The organism is Acinetobacter sp. BWR-L5, assembly GCF_039655985.1.
Classification (GTDB): domain Bacteria; phylum Pseudomonadota; class Gammaproteobacteria; order Pseudomonadales; family Moraxellaceae; genus Acinetobacter; species Acinetobacter johnsonii.
In genome coordinates, this window is sequence record NZ_JAGFEV010000004.1 from 225610 (window position 1) to 244457 (window position 18848).

At 43.2% G+C, this 18848-nt stretch carries 17 protein-coding genes; 10 read left to right on the forward strand and 7 right to left on the reverse strand.

Annotated features, from left to right (window positions below; all coding sequences use genetic code 11):
• The first annotated feature begins 115 nt into the window (after positions 1-115).
• Positions 116-955 (forward strand): CBS domain-containing protein, encoded by an 840-nt coding sequence (locus JZ787_RS08985; protein WP_004978829.1) that lies wholly within the window; start codon positions 116-118, stop codon positions 953-955.
• The gene (lnt, locus tag JZ787_RS08990; protein ID WP_346312153.1) at positions 952-2511 is read left to right on the forward strand and encodes an apolipoprotein N-acyltransferase; all 1560 of its coding nucleotides are present in this window, start codon (positions 952-954) and stop codon (positions 2509-2511) included. The genes JZ787_RS08985 and lnt overlap by 4 nt, the downstream gene beginning before the upstream one ends.
• 66 nt (positions 2512-2577) lie before the next feature.
• Here the strand turns inward: lnt and JZ787_RS08995 are convergent, their stop codons facing one another.
• The 4 genes from JZ787_RS08995 to gspF form a co-directional block, all read right to left on the reverse strand.
• A complete protein-coding gene (locus tag JZ787_RS08995; RefSeq protein ID WP_346312154.1) occupies positions 2578-2916 on the reverse strand; it encodes a tRNA-binding protein in 339 nt (112 codons plus the stop codon).
• Between the two features lie 162 nt (positions 2917-3078).
• Positions 3079-3414 carry a hypothetical protein gene (locus tag JZ787_RS09000; protein ID WP_004978824.1) on the reverse strand — a complete coding sequence of 112 codons (336 nt, stop codon included), beginning with the start codon at positions 3412-3414 and terminating at the stop codon, positions 3079-3081.
• Positions 3415-3697: 283 nt separating this feature from the next.
• The gene (gene gspG / locus JZ787_RS09005) at positions 3698-4135 is read right to left on the reverse strand and encodes a type II secretion system major pseudopilin GspG (RefSeq protein ID WP_010325797.1); all 438 of its coding nucleotides are present in this window, start codon (positions 4133-4135) and stop codon (positions 3698-3700) included.
• Positions 4136-4168: 33 nt separating this feature from the next.
• Complete coding sequence (gene gspF / locus JZ787_RS09010) at positions 4169-5374, reverse strand: type II secretion system inner membrane protein GspF (protein ID WP_346312155.1); 1206 nt, start codon at positions 5372-5374, stop codon at positions 4169-4171.
• A 152-nt stretch (positions 5375-5526) separates the two neighbouring features.
• Between gspF and JZ787_RS09015 the strand changes: the two genes are divergently transcribed.
• From JZ787_RS09015 to JZ787_RS09045, 7 genes are all read left to right on the forward strand, one after another.
• Complete coding sequence (locus JZ787_RS09015; protein WP_168159340.1) at positions 5527-7749, forward strand: primosomal protein N'; 2223 nt, start codon at positions 5527-5529, stop codon at positions 7747-7749.
• A gap of 82 nt (positions 7750-7831) precedes the next feature.
• Entirely contained in the window at positions 7832-9673 is a 1842-nt protein-coding gene (locus JZ787_RS09020; protein ID WP_010325794.1) for a monovalent cation:proton antiporter-2 (CPA2) family protein, read from the forward strand.
• A 50-nt stretch (positions 9674-9723) separates the two neighbouring features.
• Entirely contained in the window at positions 9724-10599 is an 876-nt protein-coding gene (locus JZ787_RS09025; RefSeq protein WP_346312156.1) for an Hsp33 family molecular chaperone HslO, read from the forward strand.
• A gap of 200 nt (positions 10600-10799) precedes the next feature.
• Positions 10800-11252: a DUF2147 domain-containing protein gene (locus JZ787_RS09030; RefSeq protein ID WP_087011234.1), complete on the forward strand. Its 453-nt coding sequence runs from the start codon at positions 10800-10802 to the stop codon at positions 11250-11252.
• A gap of 145 nt (positions 11253-11397) precedes the next feature.
• The gene (locus JZ787_RS09035) at positions 11398-12351 is read left to right on the forward strand and encodes a DnaJ C-terminal domain-containing protein (RefSeq protein ID WP_346312157.1); all 954 of its coding nucleotides are present in this window, start codon (positions 11398-11400) and stop codon (positions 12349-12351) included.
• Between the two features lie 10 nt (positions 12352-12361).
• Positions 12362-12718 carry a chaperone modulator CbpM gene (locus JZ787_RS09040; RefSeq protein ID WP_004978810.1) on the forward strand — a complete coding sequence of 119 codons (357 nt, stop codon included), beginning with the start codon at positions 12362-12364 and terminating at the stop codon, positions 12716-12718.
• A gap of 72 nt (positions 12719-12790) precedes the next feature.
• The gene (locus JZ787_RS09045) at positions 12791-13051 is read left to right on the forward strand and encodes a YdcH family protein (protein ID WP_004692664.1); all 261 of its coding nucleotides are present in this window, start codon (positions 12791-12793) and stop codon (positions 13049-13051) included.
• Between the two features lie 120 nt (positions 13052-13171).
• Here the strand turns inward: JZ787_RS09045 and JZ787_RS09050 are convergent, their stop codons facing one another.
• The 3 genes from JZ787_RS09050 to rpsO form a co-directional block, all read right to left on the reverse strand.
• Positions 13172-14407: a magnesium transporter CorA family protein gene (locus tag JZ787_RS09050; RefSeq protein WP_004978806.1), complete on the reverse strand. Its 1236-nt coding sequence runs from the start codon at positions 14405-14407 to the stop codon at positions 13172-13174.
• A 142-nt stretch (positions 14408-14549) separates the two neighbouring features.
• Positions 14550-16637: a polyribonucleotide nucleotidyltransferase gene (pnp, locus tag JZ787_RS09055; protein ID WP_171056729.1), complete on the reverse strand. Its 2088-nt coding sequence runs from the start codon at positions 16635-16637 to the stop codon at positions 14550-14552.
• Positions 16638-16897: 260 nt separating this feature from the next.
• Positions 16898-17167 (reverse strand): 30S ribosomal protein S15, encoded by a 270-nt coding sequence (gene rpsO, locus JZ787_RS09060; RefSeq protein ID WP_004692669.1) that lies wholly within the window; start codon positions 17165-17167, stop codon positions 16898-16900.
• A gap of 251 nt (positions 17168-17418) precedes the next feature.
• On the opposite strand from rpsO, the gene JZ787_RS09065 reads away from it, so the two are divergent.
• Positions 17419-18717, forward strand: a complete 1299-nt coding sequence (locus tag JZ787_RS09065; protein ID WP_346312158.1) for a serine hydrolase domain-containing protein — start codon at positions 17419-17421, stop codon at positions 18715-18717.
• Positions 18718-18848 lie beyond the last annotated feature (131 nt).

Genomic DNA, 18848 nt, shown 5'->3' on the forward strand with positions numbered 1-18848 from the left:
AAAAGTATTGATCTAATCATTCATGCAATCCTTGCTTAATTACAATAGACAACTGTGTTTTCTACGGTATGATAAAATTAAGTTTTTTAGATATTAAGCGTCTTTAGGAAAGATCATGCACGAGGAATCAGGCCCGTCGTGGGGAATGCGTGGCTTACGCAAATGGTTAGGTACCGCGCCAGAAACTCGCGATGAACTGTTAAAGTTAGTTCAAGATTCACGTCGTTTTTTAGAACCCGATACTGTTGCGATGTTAGAAGGCGTATTAGACCTTCCAGCAACCAAAGTCCGCGAGGTCATGACACCGCGTACATCAATGATTAGCCTACAAGAAGATGATGAGTTACTCGACATTTTGCATACTCTGGTTGAGTCGGCACATTCACGTTTCCCTGTCTTTTCATCAGATCAACCAGACAATGTCGTGGGCATTTTATTGGCCAAAGACTTATTGCCTTTTTTGACTGAACCAAACAATAAAGTGGATATACGTGCGCTGATGCGCCAACCTTTATATGTCCCTGAAAGCGCACGCTCAGACCAAGTGCTTCGCATGTTGAAAAACACCCAAACGCATATTGCAGTAGTAATTGATGAATATGGCACAACCTCAGGTTTAGTGACGTTAGAAGATATTTTGGAAGAGATCGTCGGTGAAATTGAAGATGAACACGACAAGATCGATGAAGAAGCGGAATATATTATTCCCGACAATGACCCAACGACCGCAAATACGTGGCTGGTTCAAGCACTTACACCAATCGAACACTTTAACAATCTTTTAGATGCAGACTTTTCTGATGATGAGGTTGAAACTGTGGGCGGTTTATTGCTTCAAGAAATTGGTTTAGTGAGTGATTTACAAGGTCAGGTGATTGATCTTGAAAATTGGGAATTTACCATTGTAGAAGCAGATGCACGTTCTATTCATCTGATTCGAGCCGTTCGTAAATGAGAGCTTACTTTGACAAACTGTTAACCCCCAATCCACAACAAAAACAGTTACCTTTAATTTATCCGCTTCTAATTGCCTTATTTTCAGGGGCTGTCTTTAGTTTTGCACTCGCCCCTTATTATTATTGGTGGTTGGCAATCTTATCCCCTGCACTGCTCTATGCCACTTTACGCAGGCGCAGTGCAAAGCAGGCCTTTGGTATTGGTTGGGCCTATGGTTTTGGCCTATGGTTCGTGGGGGCTTTTTGGCTCTACACTTCCATCCATGTCTATGGCGATACCAATAGTGCCTTAAGTGTGGGCATGATCGGCATTATGGCCTTGGTTATGGGCTTATTCACGGCTGTTCAAAGCTTTATTTACCGCCGTTTTTTCCCTGAAACGCCACTAACCTTCGCTCCGCTTTGGGTGCTTTTTGAATGGGCGAAAACGTGGGTTTTCACAGGCTTCCCGTGGCTGTTTGCAGGCTATGCCTTTACCGAACGTTTACTGGATGGTTATGCGCCATTATTTGGTATCTTCGGGGTGTCGTTTGTAGTCTTGGTGTTGGCCTGCGCACTGGTCGAAATTTTAAACCGCCGCGTCTTTTGGGTCATTCCTTCTGCCTTATTGGTACTTGGTGCATGGGGCGCATCAAAAATTGAATTCGTCTCCGCAAAAAATACACCACCATTATCGGTTTCTTTAATTCAGGGCAATATCCCACAAGACTTAAAATGGCTCACTGAGTATCAACTAAAAACACTTGGAATCTATGCTGATTTAACCAAAACAGAATGGGGACGAGACCTCATTGTTTGGCCTGAATCCTCTATTCCGATGTTCCAAAGTGATATCGAACCCTTTTTAGCTGCAATGACGGCACAGGCCAAGAAAACCAACACGGCGTGGGTCACGGGTATTCCATACTGGGATATTTCAGGCTCTGAAACAGCAGGTCGACCACTGTACTACAACAGTATTATAGCCAATGGTGCTGAAGCCGAAGGACTCTATAAAAAGCAACGTTTAGTGCCTTTTGGTGAATATATTCCACTATCTGGTTTACTGAAATGGGTCTTGCCAGCCATGCAGAATGATCCCTCGATGAGTGGTTTTTCGCGTGGTGAACAACAGCAACAACCGCTTTCTATTCATCAGCAGCATTTAGGCGCAGCCATTTGCTATGAAGTGGCTTATCCGAACTTGACGCGTCGTAATGCCAGCCAAAGTGATTTCTTGGTGACAGTTTCCAACGATGCATGGTTTACAGGAACCGCAGGCCCTTTACAGCATTTACAGATGGTTCAAATGCGTGCCAAAGAAAATGGACGCTGGTTTATCCGTGCCACTAATACAGGCGTGACGGCGTTTATTGACCATCAAGGGCATATCGTAAAACGTGCCCCACAAGATGTGGCAACCGTGCTTCGCGGCGAACTGCCTGCTATGCAAGGTCAAACGCTATATACCCGTTTAAGTGACTGGCCAATTTTAGGTTTTTCAGTCTTTTTACTGATCTTGGGCTGGATCTATCGTCCACGTAAAGTCGATGTATCGTTTAAGTCTCGTCGATAGTTGCTATTGTTAGATCAGACTGTTCCAAAGAAAAACCCAAGCTGAGCTTGGGTTTTTCTTTTTCAATTATAGTAGCTTGGTACCTACTGGAACATCTGTATCAGGCACACACAGTACCACGCCTGCGTCTGAATCATGAAAGCCAGTCACTAAGCACTCAGACTGGATAGGACCAATTTGTTTGTTTGGAAAGTTAACCACTGCCACAACTAATTTACCCAATATCAGTTCAGGTTGATAACGCTCAGTAATCTGCGCACTCGATTTCTTAATGCCAATGTCATGACCAAAGTCGACATGTAAAATATAAGCGGGCTTACGTGCTTGCTCAAACACTTCGGCCTGAATAATTCGCCCGACTCGAAGCTCGACTTTTAAAAAATCTGCCCAATCAATCTGTTCCATATTTCACTCTATATTTATATTTTCTACAGTATAGGGAGCGAATACTAGAATCATATACAACGAAACAGACAAGCGATCCTATCTTTCCGCCATTCTTCATGACGCAATAAAAAACCGAGCGTATGTGCTCGGTTTTTATCACAACTATTATAAATGTCAGTATTAAATTTGACTGACCAAATAAGACACCATACCGGCTAAAAAGAGCATCGGGGTATAACGGTAGAACATGACCACTTTTTGTTCTAATGCTGTAATCTGTACTTGATCGAGTGTGAGTACGGTTGCTTTTAACGCAGACCAAAAGCTCAAAACCGCCCATGTGCTGAACAGACTGATTGCAAAGAAACCCACCATAATTTGGCTGCTGCCTTCAGTCGACTGCCAGACACTTAAAACACCTTGAGCAACAGGAAGCATACTCAAAATCAAAAGAACAGATTTGAGCATCGACCAATGGAATTGGCTCATTTCATCCAACAAGGTTAATGCTTTCATTCTATTCTCCTCAGGCAAATCAGTTGCCATTGAGAACATTATGCAAGGATTTAAATAAATAAAAAGCCTATTTTTATCCATAATTTACATTATTTGTAATCAATAAATATGGGAATAATTCTTATTATAAATCTCAGCTGATGCTTATTATATTTAATATTTTAAAATCATAATCTTAGATATTAATTTTAAATTAAGATGTATTATCATTACAGTCCACATCGACATAACCTATGCACTGTAATGATATATTCAATTAACCCCAATATATAATAATTCTCAATTAAGGTTGATACTGAATATCAGCATCGGTTTCTTCACCACCTTGCTGTCCATCTGCGCCAAAAGAATATAAATCAAATGGTCGTCCATCGGTCCCAGGTGCAACATATTGAATGTCATTATCCCAACTGTCTTTCGGATATCCACCTTTCACATAACCGCCTGGCAACCAATTTTTTGCAGACTCAGGCTTATTCACCAAAGCGTCGAGTCCACCCTCTTGCATTGAAGGGTATTTACCATTGTCCAATTTATATTGATCCAATGCCGCAGCGACCCCTTTAAGGGTAATGACAGTGGTATCAACTTTGGCTTTTTCACCGCGTCCCATCACATTGGGTACAATTAAGGCTGCCAACACACCTAAAATAACAATCACCACCATGACTTCAATTAAGGTAAAGCCTGAAGCTTGGCGTCTATAGATTTTTGATTGCATGTGAGTTTTCTCTTTCATCTTATATTTTTAAAATTAAATCATGTTGTTCATGTTGACGATCGGTAGCATCACTGCGATCACAATCACCAAGACAATGCTTGCCATCAGAACCAACATCAGTGGCTCAAGTAAAGCCAGCAAGGTCGATATGAGCGTTGTCACCTCTCGGTCTTGCATGGTCGATGCGCGCTCCAACATCCGATCCAATTCACCCGACGTTTCACCACTTTTAATCATTTGTACCATCATCGGTGGGAAATAACCACTGCGCTCCAGCTGGGTCGCAAGGTTTCCACCTTCCGTCACTTTTTCTGCGGCATGATTGACCGCATCGCGAATCACCCAGTTATTGCTCACCGCCGCGCCAATTTTTAATGCATCTACCAAGGGCACACCAGACTGTGTCAAAATCGATAAGGTACTGGCAAAACGTGCGGCATTTATACCACGTGAAAGTTTACCGAATAATGGCAGTTTGAGTGTTAAACGATCAAAGGCATAATGCCCTGCTGTGGTTCCTAAAAATCGCAGTAATAAGCCGATGCCCAGTACACTGCCCACCAATAAAAATGGCCATGCCACTCGAATAAAATCACTAGCTTTCATCAAGGCAACGGTAATCCATGGCAAGGCATCTTTGCTTTGGTCAAAGGTTTTGACAATGTCAGGCACCACATAGGTCATAAGTCCCATCACGATGGCAAAAGACATCAGCATTAAAATAATCGGATAAATCATCGCGCCTTGGATTTTCTTTTGCATTGCAAAGCGATTTTCGGTGTAGTCTGCCAGCTGATCTAAAATTAAGTCTAAATGCCCTGAACGCTCGCCAGCGGCAATCGTGGCAATGTACAACTCTGGAAAACGTCCAGATTGCTGTAAGCCTTGCGCCAATGAGTGACCTTCCAATACTTTAGAACGCACTGACATCAATAGATTTTGTACATGTGCTTTTTCTGACTGCTTTCCGACCGCACGAATGGCTTCTTCCAACGGAATGGCCGCCGCCACAAGTACAGAAAGTTGACGTGTCAATAAAGCCAAATCATAGGCGGTAATTTGTTTTTGAAACCATGTTTTACTGCTGTGCTTATCTTTTTGTTCAACAGGATCAACCGAGACTGGAATCAGCGCTTTATCACGAAGTTGTTGCCGAATTTGACGCGCTGAATCCCCTTCGAGCACGCCTTTTTGCTGCTTTCCTGCGGCATCGAGTGCGGTAAATTGATATGCTGGCATGTTTACGCTTTCTAATTGTCCATTTAGTCATTTGGCGCTGTTGCATGTCAGCACCAAAATCATTCATATTCTAAGTTATAAATTATGTCATCACTCTAACACAACTCATTCATCGCACAACGACAATTTCATCAGGACAGTTTGAGCTTTTTATGCCAGAAAATACACTTTCCACCACACCAAGCTACCGTATTCGTGTGGCTGTTCCCGTTTATCTATATGACTGTTTTGACTATAGTTTAACGGCTGAACAATACCACCAAGCTGAAGTGGGTGCACGTGTGGCTGTCTCATTTGGTCGCCAAAATGTGGTCGGTGTCATTGTTGAGAAACTCACTGATGAGAAACCACTCGATTTAGGCTTTAAACTTAAAGCCATAACTGAGTTGCTCGATGACAACGCTATTCTAGATACTAAAGTTTTAAGTTTATTGACATGGTCAGCGCAATATTACCAATTTCCCATTGGTGAAGTGATGCATGCTGCTTTGCCCAGCTTTTTACGCCAAGGCAAACCTTATAACCTACTGGCGCGAATGTGGAAGCTGATTGATGATCATGCCGAAGACAAATTAAAACGTTCAGAAAAACAACAAGATGCCTATAAAATTTTAAAGCTGCATCCCACCGGAACGTCTGAAAACATTTTAAATTTGGCTGGTATTGAAACTGCGACCTTAAAAGCCTTAGAAAAAAAGCAAATCACCCAGTGCATACTTGAAGCTCAAGACTTTAAACCGCAAGCGATGACGCTGGCGCAAATGCCTCTCACGCCCAATGATGAACAAAAGCGCGCCATTCAAAACATTCTCAAAGCTCGTCATAGCTACCACGCTTTCTTACTGGATGGTTTAACCGGTAGTGGGAAAACTGAAGTCTATTTGCAAGTCATGCAAGAGGTTTTAAAACAAGGCAAACAAGTCTTGGTATTAGTGCCTGAAATTGGTCTCACCCCACAAACAGTGAGCCGTTTTCAGTCACGTTTTCACTGTCATATTGCGCTACTACATTCAGGTTTAAATGATTCTAAGCGCCTGCAAGCCTGGCAAAGCGCACAAACGGGCAAAGCCTCGATTGTGATTGGCACACGTTCTGCCATCTATACCCCCCTTCCGCATTTGGGTTTGATTGTCTTAGATGAAGAGCATGACTTATCTTTCAAGCAACAAGAGGGCTTCCGCTACCACGCTCGTGATGTGGCTTTATACCGTGCACACTTAGAAAACTGTCCGATTATCCTCGGTTCTGCAACGCCAAGTATCGACAGTTATGCATTGGTTGAACAAGGTAAAATGACCCGTTTGGAGTTGGACCAACGTGCAGGTGTGGCCGTGATGCCGAAAATGCATGTGATCGATCTGAAAGTGGCACAAAAACAAAATGGCATCAGCCAACAGCTGATTCATGAAGTACAAAAGCGCTTAGACAAAAAAGAACAGGTGCTGATTTTTTTAAACCGTCGCGGCTATGCGCCTGTGTTGATTTGTGAAAGTTGTGGCTGGCAGGCGAAGTGCCCCCACTGCGATGCCAATTTTACCGTGCATCGACAGCCCTACCAGCATTTGCACTGTCACCACTGCGGCACCATCCACCGCATGCCTGAACACTGCCCGCAATGTCAGCATAGCGAACTGAAACCAATTGGTTTAGGCACCGCAAAAGTTGAAGAAAACCTACAAGCACTGTTCCCAAATTTTGACGTAATTCGGGTTGATCGTGATTCGACCAGTCGAGTCGGCAGCTGGCAAAAAATCTATAACAAGATTCAGAAAAGTGAACCCATCATTTTGCTCGGCACCCAAATGCTGGCCAAAGGACATCACTTTCCTTATGTGACTTTAGTGGCGATTTTAGACATCGACTCAGGCCTACTCAGTGTTGACTTTCGTGCCACAGAACGTACTGCACAGCTCATCATCCAAGTCGCTGGACGTGCTGGGCGTGGCGAGAAAAAAGGCGAAGTCTATTTACAGACTCTACGTCCAGATCATCCTTTGCTGAATACCCTGCTGGAATCTGGCTATCGTAGCTTTGCCAAGCAAACGTTGAAAGAGCGTAAAGCTGCATGGATGCCACCTTATCGCTATGCGGCTTTATTGCGCTGTGAATCCAAAGACCAAGAACTGAACCAAAGCTTTTTACAAGAGCATGCACAAGCACTGCGCCAAGCCTCCGAAAACAGTATTGATATTTGGGGGCCTATTCCTGCGCCGATGGAACGTAAAGCAGGCCGCTATCAAGCGCATATGGTATTACTGTCCAAAGATCGGGCGCGTATGCATTTTTACATTCGTCAGTGGTGGCAAAATGTCTGGCATAACAAACCGCATGGTATGAAATTGAGCCTTGATATTGATCCACAAGAGTTAAGTTAAGACTTGACGTGAATAAGGTTTAGACCTGAGTCGCGTTCTCCCTTAAACTTCCAACATAAAGAAAAAAATTTAGGACAGGGCAATGTCTCTACTGCTTCAAATCACCCTCTTTTTGGCTGCGGCACTGATGATCGTTCCGTTGGCAAAACGGCTGGGGATTGCCACGGTACTCGGCTATTTATTCACGGGTATCTTACTCGGCCCCAGTGTATTAAATGTCGTCCATGACCCTGAAGACATTCATAAACTCGCTGAATACGGCGTGATTTTCTTGATGTTCATTATTGGACTAGAACTTCGCCCGCAACGTTTATGGGAAATGCGTAAATCCATTTTTGTGATGGGCAGTTTACAAGTAACACTCTGTGGCGTGCTACTGGCGTGCATCGTCTTTTTTGCCCTGCAGCAACAGATTTCGGCCAGTGTTGTGATTGGTTTTGCCCTTGCCCTTTCTTCTACCGCTTTTGTGCTACAGCTTTTAAGCGAAAAACAGCAGCTCAATACCACTTTTGGTCAGCAGTCTTTTTCTATTTTACTCTTCCAAGATATTGCTGCGATTCCACTGATTGCGATTATCCCCCTGCTTGCGGGAACAAACTCAACCCATCATGGCGTGGCCTACTTTGCAGCAATTGTGGCCACCTTTACAGGCTTGTTTTTATTTAGCCGCTATCTCATGCGCCCTTTTTTCCGCTTTGTGGCCAAAAGTGGCGCGCATGAACTGATTACTGCAGTCGGTTTGTTTATTGTCTTAGGCGTAGTCGCGCTGATGGATGTCTTAGGCATCAGTACCACCTTGGGCGCATTTTTAACTGGGGTGTTACTTGCTGACTCTGAATTCCGTCATGAACTGGAAGCCAGTATTGCACCATTTAAAGGTCTACTTCTCGGTCTATTTTTCATGACCGTCGGGATGAGCACGCAAGTTTCGCTCCTGTGGGAAAGCCCAAGTCTGATTATTGGCGGTGCGTTATTGCTGATGTTGGTCAAACTACTGGCCTTAACCGCCATCGCTCGCTACTTCGAGTTTTCATGGCGCAATAGTTTGATGCTGGCAACCTGTTTGGCACAAGGCGGTGAATTTGCTTTTGTGGTGCTCAATGTTGCCATGAGTGAACACGTGATTACGCAAGCCATTTTAGAGCCGATCAATTTGATCGTGACGTTGTCGATGATTCTGACGCCTATTCTATACTGGCTGATGAGTTCGTGGGTGGTGCCTCTATTCGAGAAAGAGGCTACACCTGTCTATGATGAGATTCCTGAACAGCATAACCCGATGATCATTGCTGGCTTTGGCCGTGTCGGCCAAATTGTGGCACGACTGGTTCACTTACAGCACCAAACCTTCACGGCGATTGACAGCAATATCGACAAGGTCGATTTCGTTCGCAACTATGGCGGCAAACTCTACTATGGTGATGCCACTCAACCCGATATCCTGCGTGCAGCCGGTATCGAACATGCCAAAGTGTTTGTATTAGCCATTGATGATATTGAAGACTCGATGAATGTGGCACGCCATATCCGACTCAATTATCCAGATTTAAACTTGCTGGTCCGTGCCCGTGACCGACATCATGTGCATTTGCTGCGTGACTTGGGGGTAGAGCATATTTGGCGTGAAACCTATTTATCGTCTTTAGGGATGGCTTATTTTGCCCTGCGTAATTTAGGCATTGCAGAACAAGATGCTTATAAGAGCATTGAGTTATTTCGCGATTATGATGAAAAACTGCTCGCACAGCAGCAAAGTATTTATAACGACGAACAGAAGGTCTATGAAACACATCGTAATGCTTTGGCCGAATTAGAACACTTATTTGAAAGTGATACGCAGCTCCGTCAGAGTCCTGTCGGCGTTGACCTACAACGCGAGTTACAACATGACCGAATAGATGTCACACGGGATGAAGTAAAATGACTTGTGTTTTACAATATCGTCACCATTAAGACAGGATATTGGAGAAATTTATGTCTGATTTGCGTCAACGCTTTTATATTGAAGATAGTCCTGTTCGTGGTGAAGTGGTTCATCTAGAAGAAACCCTACAAACCATCTTGGCGCAGCGTGATTATGCACCTGCAGTACAAGTGCTGTTAGGTGAAATGCTCAGTGCCACGGCATTACTTGCCAGTACTTTAAAAATTAAAGGCCGTATTAGTTTACAAATTCAGGCTTCGGGTAGTTTCAAATGGGCCATGGCTGAATGTAATCACCTTGGTGAAGTGCGTGCCTTGGCGGATTATGAAGCAGATCCACGCTTTAATGCTGCCGACAGCAGCAGTACGGTATTGAGCACCCTCATTAGCCCTGTACTATTTATTAATATTGAGCCTGAATTTGGTGAGCGTTATCAAGGGATTGTGGCTTTAGACAAGCCAAATCTTGCAGGTTGTTTAATGCAGTACTATGACCTGTCTGCCCAAATTCCAACGCGTATCGTTTTGGCCAGTTCAGCCCAACGTGCTGGCGGTTTACTCATTCAGCTGTTACCACGTAACAGTGAAGAAGAACAAGAACGTGTCGATCAAGACTTATGGCCACGTCTAACCATGTTGACTGAAACGCTCAAAACCGAAGAGTTAACCGACTTAGAAGCGAGTGAAATTCTTTACCGTTTATACAACGAAGAAGAAGTACGCTTACCTGAAGTTGAAGTACTGAAATTTGGCTGTACCTGTTCGAAAGAACGTTGTGCTCAAGCGCTTGAACAAATTGGCGCCGAAGCCGTTCGTGAAACGCTAGAACATCAGAACCCAATTACCATGGACTGCCAGTTCTGTAACACGCAATACAGCTTTAGTGCAGAAGAAGCCTTGGGTTTATTTGGTGAACACTTAAGCTAAGCACATCATGTGCAATAAAAAAAGAGCAACTAAATTGCTCTTTTTTTTATGCCTTTGTTCTCATAAAAACAAGATAATTCAAATGATTCATCACTTTTATTCATAGATATTTCACTGGTCACACCGCTTAAATTTCGTTATAAATAAACCCATAATTTTTATATGTCTTTATTTTTCTCTTCCATTGGGGTTTTATCATCATGAAATTTTCTGGCAGTCTTTTCGTACTCAGCAGTTTATGCGCCTTCTCCTGTTTTGCAGCCACTGATCCCTTGGTCGGCAAATGGAAAACCATCGATGATAAAACAGGATACTCGCTCAGTGATGTCATGATTGAAAAAGACAAAAACAATAGCTATAAAGCAGTCATCGTAAGTACGCGTGAAATTCCAGGTGCGGTAAAAATAGAAAACTGTAGCAAGTGTGATGGGGTCAATAAAAATCAACCCATCGTCGGCATGACAACGCTCAGCCATTTGCAGTTAGACAATGCCAATGATTCGACCTATAGCCATGGACAGTTCCTCGACCCTTTCACAGGGTTACGCTATGACGCATATGCACGACTCAGCAATAATGGTAAGCACTTACGAATTCGAGGAACGTCGACCGAAAATGGCGGTGGGCGCAACATCACATGGGTCAAATATTAAGTATTCCTCATCCATCAAAGCCCCCTTTCATTGGGGGCTTCTTTATTGTCATGTTTTGAAACAATAAGGAACATATCTTTACTGTTGAAATCTGCTGAAAGGCTGAATAATGATTAAAACTTAATCAACTTATTTAATCTTATTTATGCCGAAGAACCATTATGAAATACTCGGTTTAACGCGAGATGCGACCGCCGAACAAATTAAAAAAGCCTATCGAAAATTGGCACGTAAGTATCATCCCGATGTCAGTAAGGAGCCTGATGCTGAGGCACGGATGCAAGAATTAAATGTCGCCTACGACACCTTAAGTGATGAAACGAAAAAAGCAGAATATGACTTTGAACTCGATCATCCGCAAGGCTCACAGCAATTCAACCCCAATTCAGGCTTTGGCGGTTTTGAAGAAGCATTTCGGAACGCTCAAGGCGGACAACAGGCACATGATTTTTCAGGGTTTGAAGACTTATTTGGCCGTTTTGGTTCAGGTTTTGGAGGATCAAACTATCAATATCAACGCCAAAATAGCACTCGCCATAAAGGCGAAGACCAACATGCGCGTTTAGAGGTCGATCTTGAGGTTGGGTTCCACGGTACCACCCAAACTATTACCTTACAAATTCCTACTTTAAATGCCTATGGTGAAGCGGAAATTCAGCGCAAAACGCTGGAAGTTAAAATTCCCAAAGGCATGAAAGAAGGGCAACAAATTCGCTTAAGTGGTCAAGGACAGTCAGGTATTCAGGGTGGTGAAAATGGCGACCTGTATATCGAAATTTATTACAAAGATACGGAGACCACACGCATTGAAGGAGTTGATGTCTATCACCAACTGAATATCAGTCCTTGGGAAGCTGCTTTGGGGCAAAGCATCACCGCCGCGCTACCCAATGGTCGGACATTACAAATTCAAATTCCGAAAAATGCCAAAACGGGGCAGCAACTCCGTTTAAAAGATCAGGGGATTCCAGCCAAAACGGCAGGACATTTATATTTAATTTTAAACATTGTTCAACCTCCTGCGCAGAGTGAGCAAGAACAGCAAGCTTACCAAGCCTTTGCTGAAGCTTTCCCTCACTTTAAGCCGCGTCAGTCTTAAGGAGAAAATTATGACGACTATTCAATATCGTGAAATTATTTTAGACGGATGTCGACACGCTGAAATTGTTGATGAACAACATAGCTTTGATTTAAAGCATTTTGCTGAAGCCTGCGGACAAAGTCCTGAATGGGTTTTACAGCTGTTGGAATATGACATTCTGCCTAACCGACCCGATAACCGCATTCACCAATTTTTTGGTGATGATGTCTCACGTGCACGGCGAGCCTATCGCTTACAACGTGACTTTGATGCCAGCTTTACTGCAGTCGCAATGATGCTGGATTTAATTGAGGAAGTTCAAAAACTTCGTCGTGAAGTAAAACATTTACATCTCACTGACCCAGTTCAAACGACTCAACACTAGTTCTATAAAGAAAGATTGGCGCATGCCTTTCTTTCTTTTTTTATTTTTGAATAAGAGGATTAGACGGCAACCATGAAACTCAAAGTTTGTAATAAAAAGACTAAGCTCATGTTTCCTGAATACCGAGACATGATTCAACAGCTTAGAGAAGACAATCCGCATTTTTCTAAAATGTTTGACGACCATGAAGCTCTCGATCAGGAAATTTGTTTACTCGAACAAGACCCTGTCAGGATTCATCGTGGAGAGATTGAGCCCCTCAAACGCAAAAAGTTGTTCATTAAAGATCAGCTTTACCGGATTTTAAAAGGAGCCCAGTTAAAAACCTCTTAAATTAAATCTCCCTGCGACGCCCACATATCCGAATAATAAATTGAACAAGGATAGCGTCAGCATGTAAAGAAACACCTTAAAGCCCATTTGCTTTAATGGTCTATGTGGAAAATCACCGAATTATTTTAATTTGGTGATTTTCTCTAAATCTTTGATGGTGCCCTTCACGGTTTGCTTGATCGGCTCATAATCGATGAACCAAAATAAATTCATATGTTGATCCGCATGCTGCTGTGCCAACATATCAATGACACTTTTTTCGCCACGCCCGACCAAATGACGTCGATAAAAATAATACAGTAAGATCAATGTCGTCATTAACATGATGCCCAACATGATCCAAAACCCTGTTGGAGACTTCAGCCCCGGAATAAACTCGAAGTTCATACCATACACCCCTGTCAACAAGGTTAGCGGCGCAAAAATCGCGGTAATAATGGCTAAAATCCGCATGTTTTCATTGGTTTGATTGGCAATGGCTGAAAAATGTAGATCGATAGCTGCTTGCACTGCATTTCTCAAGCGAATGGTATGCTTTTGAATACGTTCAATATGACTGGTTAAATCATCGACACGTACTAGCATGATGTCTTGTTTTTCGCTACGCTTTTTCCCTTTCAAGTGCGAATAGTTATCGACAATTTCATCGCGTAATTCCTGCAAAGTTTCGATTTGTTCTTCGCACAAATTTTCCACTTGTTGGAAAGCCATATTCTCTTGCAACAGTTGATGCCACTTGGTAAAACGACGATGCCCTTGTAAAAGCTCTTGCTGCCAAAACTCTACTCGACGTGTCAACGGCACACGTAAATCAAGATAACCATCTACCATATTATTAAGCAGTCTCAAGGTCAAATCTAAAGGCGTTGCGGGTAGTTTTCGGGGTTTATTATGTTCTTCAATCGGACGGCTCAACACCGTTTCCATACGCTGAATATAGCTTTCAACTTCTTTATTGCCCTGCTCTCTAACCGTAATCAAAACTTGCGGCGTAAGCATAAAGCTAATCGGGGTCGTCGCCAGACCAAAAACCCGTTCATGTTTTTCAGCCGCTTGCGTATCAAGCTTGATTTGATCATCAGGTGTGATCAGCTTACGAAAGATCAGTAAGTCATAATCTTCCAAAGTGTCAAAGGCACAAGGATGTTCTAAATTGAGAATGTCACGCAGATGATATTCATTCATCCACAGTCCCGTTGCCGCATAAATGTCCTGCTGCCAATGTTCTGCCCGATTGACCACATCGTCACGGCTACACTCCACCCAAATAAACTCGGCTTCCTGCTCTGCAATCGGCTGTTTCTGCACATAAGTATGCTGTGCAGTGGGATGTTGATAGAAATAATAGCTTTGCATATCTCATTTATTATTGTCTGTCTTAGCCAGCATGATGCCATAAAAAAAGCCCTGAGCAAGCCAAAGTTTACATTGGCCAAGCTCAAGGCTTTTCTAAGACAACTCAATTCACATGGCAAACACCATGTGAATTGACAAGAGATTAAACTTGTTCGATGTCTTTCATCGTCAATTTGATACGACCACGGTTGTCTACATCCGCAACTTGTACCTTAATTTCTTGACCTTCTTTCAACACATCTGCCACGTTTGCAATACGCTCGTTCGAGATTTGTGAAATGTGAAGTAAGCCATCAGTACCTGGAAGGATGTTTACAAACGCACCGAATTCAACGATACGAATGACTTTACCGACGTAAATTGTACCCGGCTCAATTTCAGCAGTAAGTGCTTGGATTTTTGCAACCGCAGCAGCAGCAGCAGCTTTAGTTTCACCAAATACACGAACAGTACCGTTGTCTTCAATATCAATAGCAGCTTTGGTTTCTTCAGTAATGGCACGGATGGTCGCACCACCTTTACCGATTACATCACGGATCTTATCAGGGTTGATGTTGATCACTTGGAATGTCGGCGCATGCATTGAAATTTCAGGACGAGCACGTGAAATCACTTGGTTCATTTCATTCAAGATATGCATACGACCCGCATACGCTTGGTTCAATGCCGCTTCCATGATCTCTTCAGTGATACCTTCGATCTTGATATCCATTTGAAGTGCAGTAATACCGTTCGCAGAACCAGCTACTTTAAAGTCCATGTCACCTAAGTGATCTTCGTCACCCAAGATGTCAGAAAGAACTGCGAAACGCTCGCCTTCTTTCACTAGACCCATTGCAATACCTGCAACTGGCGCTTTCAATGGAACACCTGCATCCATAAGTGATAATGAAGCACCACACACAGAAGCCATTGAAGATGAACCATTTGATTCAGTAATATCCGATACGATACGAATTACGTACGGGAAGCGATCAGCCGCAGGAAGAACTGCTTGAACACCACGACGTGCCAAACGACCGTGACCAATTTCACGACGCTTAGGACCAGATTCACGACCTGTTTCACCGACAGAGTATGCAGGGAAGTTGTAGTGCAACATGAAGTTGTCAGTTTTCGTACCTGCAAGAGTATCAACCATCAACGCATCACGTGTATTACCTAAAGTCGTTGTTACCAATGCCTGAGTTTCACCACGTGTGAACAATGCAGAACCGTGAGCACGATCTAACACGCCAACTTGAACGTCAATTGCACGTACAGTTTTTGTATCACGACCATCAATACGTGGCTTCCCAGACAAGATGTTGTCACGTACTGTGCGGTATTTTAAGTCTTCAAATAATTCGTCAACTTCAGCAGCAATACCAGTTTCATCTTCTTCAGGAACAAACTGAGCAACAGCTTCAGCGTGAAGCGCATCTAATGCTGCATAACGCTCTTGCTTAACAGCAATTGTGTATGCTTCAGAGATTTTCGCTTCGAATGCTTCTTTCAATTTGCCAAGAAGCTCTTCATTTTTAACTGGCGCAACCCAAGTTGATTCAACCGCACCCGCAGCAGCAGCAAATTCTTTAATCGCTTGAATTGCGATTTGCATTTCGTCATGACCGAAAAGTACAGCACCTAACATTTGGTCTTCAGAAAGTTCTTTCGCTTCAGATTCAACCATCAATACAGCAGCTTCAGTACCTGCAACCACAAGGTCAAGATCAGATTCTTTAAGCTGTTCTAAAGTTGGGTTAAGGATGTATTCACCGTTGATTAAACCAACACGTGCGCCTGCGATTGGGCCTGCAAATGGAACACCAGCAATAGACATCGCAGCTGAAGCACCCAACATTGCAGCGATATCGCCTTCCATGGTTTTGTCAGAAGAAATAACAGTCGCTGTTACTTGGATTTCGTTGTAGAAACCTTCTGGGAACAATGGACGGATTGGACGGTCAATAAGACGTGAAATTAAAGTTTCAGCTTCAGACTGACGACCTTCACGCTTACCGTAACCACCTGGGATACGACCTGCAGCATATTGTTTTTCTTGGTAGTTAACAGTCAATGGGAAGAAGTCTTGGCCTGCTTTTGCTTTTGGTTGAGCAACGATTGCAACAAGAACCTGTACACCACCCATGGTGATCACAACAGTGTTTGCTTGACGAGCAACACGACCAGTTTCTAAAACAACCGTGTGTTGACCATATTGGAATTCTTTACGAATAATATTAAACATAGACATGTATTTTTCTTTCCTGATTTTTATTCTAGTGGAGACCCCTAAGGTTTGGCATTCACATCGCCATTTCAGGCAACTGTATAAATGACAAAGCTTAGAAGCCGACCTCACCAGAGACTAAAAATATGATTTTAAGACACAAAGAAGGAGCGAAACATTCGCCCCTTCCCCATTACCTCACAGAAGCAAGGTAGACTTTCTTTTTCAGTAATAAAGCATTCAAAATGCGATAGTCCGAAAATAAAAGTTTAATCGAATTAACGACGTAAACCTAAAGCAGCAATCAAGTCGCTGTAACGAGTAGCGTCTTTACCTTTAAGGTAATCAAGAAGCTTACGACGTTGGTTAACCATACGGATAAGACCGCGACGGCTATGGTGGTCGTGTTTGTGCTCTTTGAAGTGACCTTGTAAATCATTGATTTGAGCAGTTAAAAGAGCTACTTGAACTTCTGGTGAACCAGTGTCGTTTTCAGCGCGAGCAAATTTAGCAATGATCTCTGCGCGATCTGCGTTTGTTAAAGCCATTCGATTTCTCCGAGATGCTTATAAGTTACATTTGATACAAATCAAATTGATTCTTCAAAACCAAGTTGACTGCCGTGCATCACTACAGCAAGGCATTATTTTAAGGGATCTAGCGCTATATTGCAAAAATGTTTTATGTTCGCAGTCAATTCGGCAACTGACGGCTTTGCACAAATCATGCACAATCATGACAATTCTGATTTTCAGTATCAGGCTCAAATCCAATAAAAACGAAAAATAGAGAGAAATTTGTGAAAATTTTATCTGCCAATACCTGTTATGTCCCCCATGACCTCAACCACGTGATTCGTTCTAAGGATGAGGTCTCCGCTACCTTGGGTGGCATGAATGACGCACAAATTCAAAGCATTTGGACCAGTATAGAGTCCCTATATAAAACAGGAAACTACCCTTTCATCAGCCTCTGTTTACGTCGTCAGGGACAAATATTGTTAAACCGCAGCATTGGTTATGCGCAAGGCAATTCACCCGATGGTTTAGCGGTAGATGCAAAAATTGGCACACCCGACACCCCAGTTTGCTTATTTTCCGCCTCTAAAATCGTTACAGCCATGCTGATTCATATGTTGGATGAAGGCGGCGATCTGAATTTACTCGATCCGATTAGCCACTATATTCCCGAATATCGCGTAAACGGTAAACGTCGTGCCACCATTTTCCATTTGCTCGCTCATCGTGGTGGCATTCCGCGCATTGACAGCAAAGTCACACCTGAACTGTTGTTTAATCAAGATCAAATTTTAGAACGTCTTTATGCGGCACAACCCGTTTCAGCTTCGGGCACGCATCTGGCGTATCATGCCGTGACGTCGGGTTATATTTTAGGGGAAATTATCAAGCGGGTAACGGGTCAAACAGCCCGCGAGTTTCTTGCTGAAAATATCGAAAAACCCATGGGCTTAGATTACTTTAACTATGGCCTAAAACCTGAGTATCGAGCGGATGTCGCTTTAAACTATGCTACAGGTCTACATCCACGTTTAGGCACAGACCATTATCTTAATCGGGTACTGGGTGGTGGTTTACAGTTGGCGGTCGATGTGACCAATGATGCGCGCTTTATGGACACGATTTGCCCAGCGGGCAACATTTATACCAGTGCGGAACAAGCTGGTCGTTTCTTTGAAATGCTCTTGAGTGGTGGCGAATACCAAGGCAAACAAATCATGAGTGCCCAAACGGTATTTCGCTCGACCTTGGCCACGTCAGGAGTCAGTTTAGATCGGACATTATTAGTCCCGATGCGTTATGCCTTAGGCCCAATGTTAGGTAGCAATCCTATTGGGTTATTTGGACCCATGACTGGGCAAGCCTTTGGACATCTCGGGTTTTCCAATATTCTCTGCTGGGCCGATCCAGAACGTGATATTAGCGTATCGCTATTAACCACAGGAAAATCTGTCGTCGGGACCCACTTACCTGCTTTAGCGAAAACGCTTTATCAAATCTCAAAGCATTGTCCCAAAATCTTAAAGCACCAACGTCGCTCATTATTTGCAACCGATCGAAGCGAAACAGACTTAGTCTGAGCATAAAAAAAAGCCCAAGTAAACTTGGGCTTTTTTGCGCTGTAGTGTTCTTTTATTTTTGTTCTTGTTGTTTTGGTTATCATTATAATAATGCGCTTTTCCGCGTCTTGTATTAAACATTCCATGTTTAA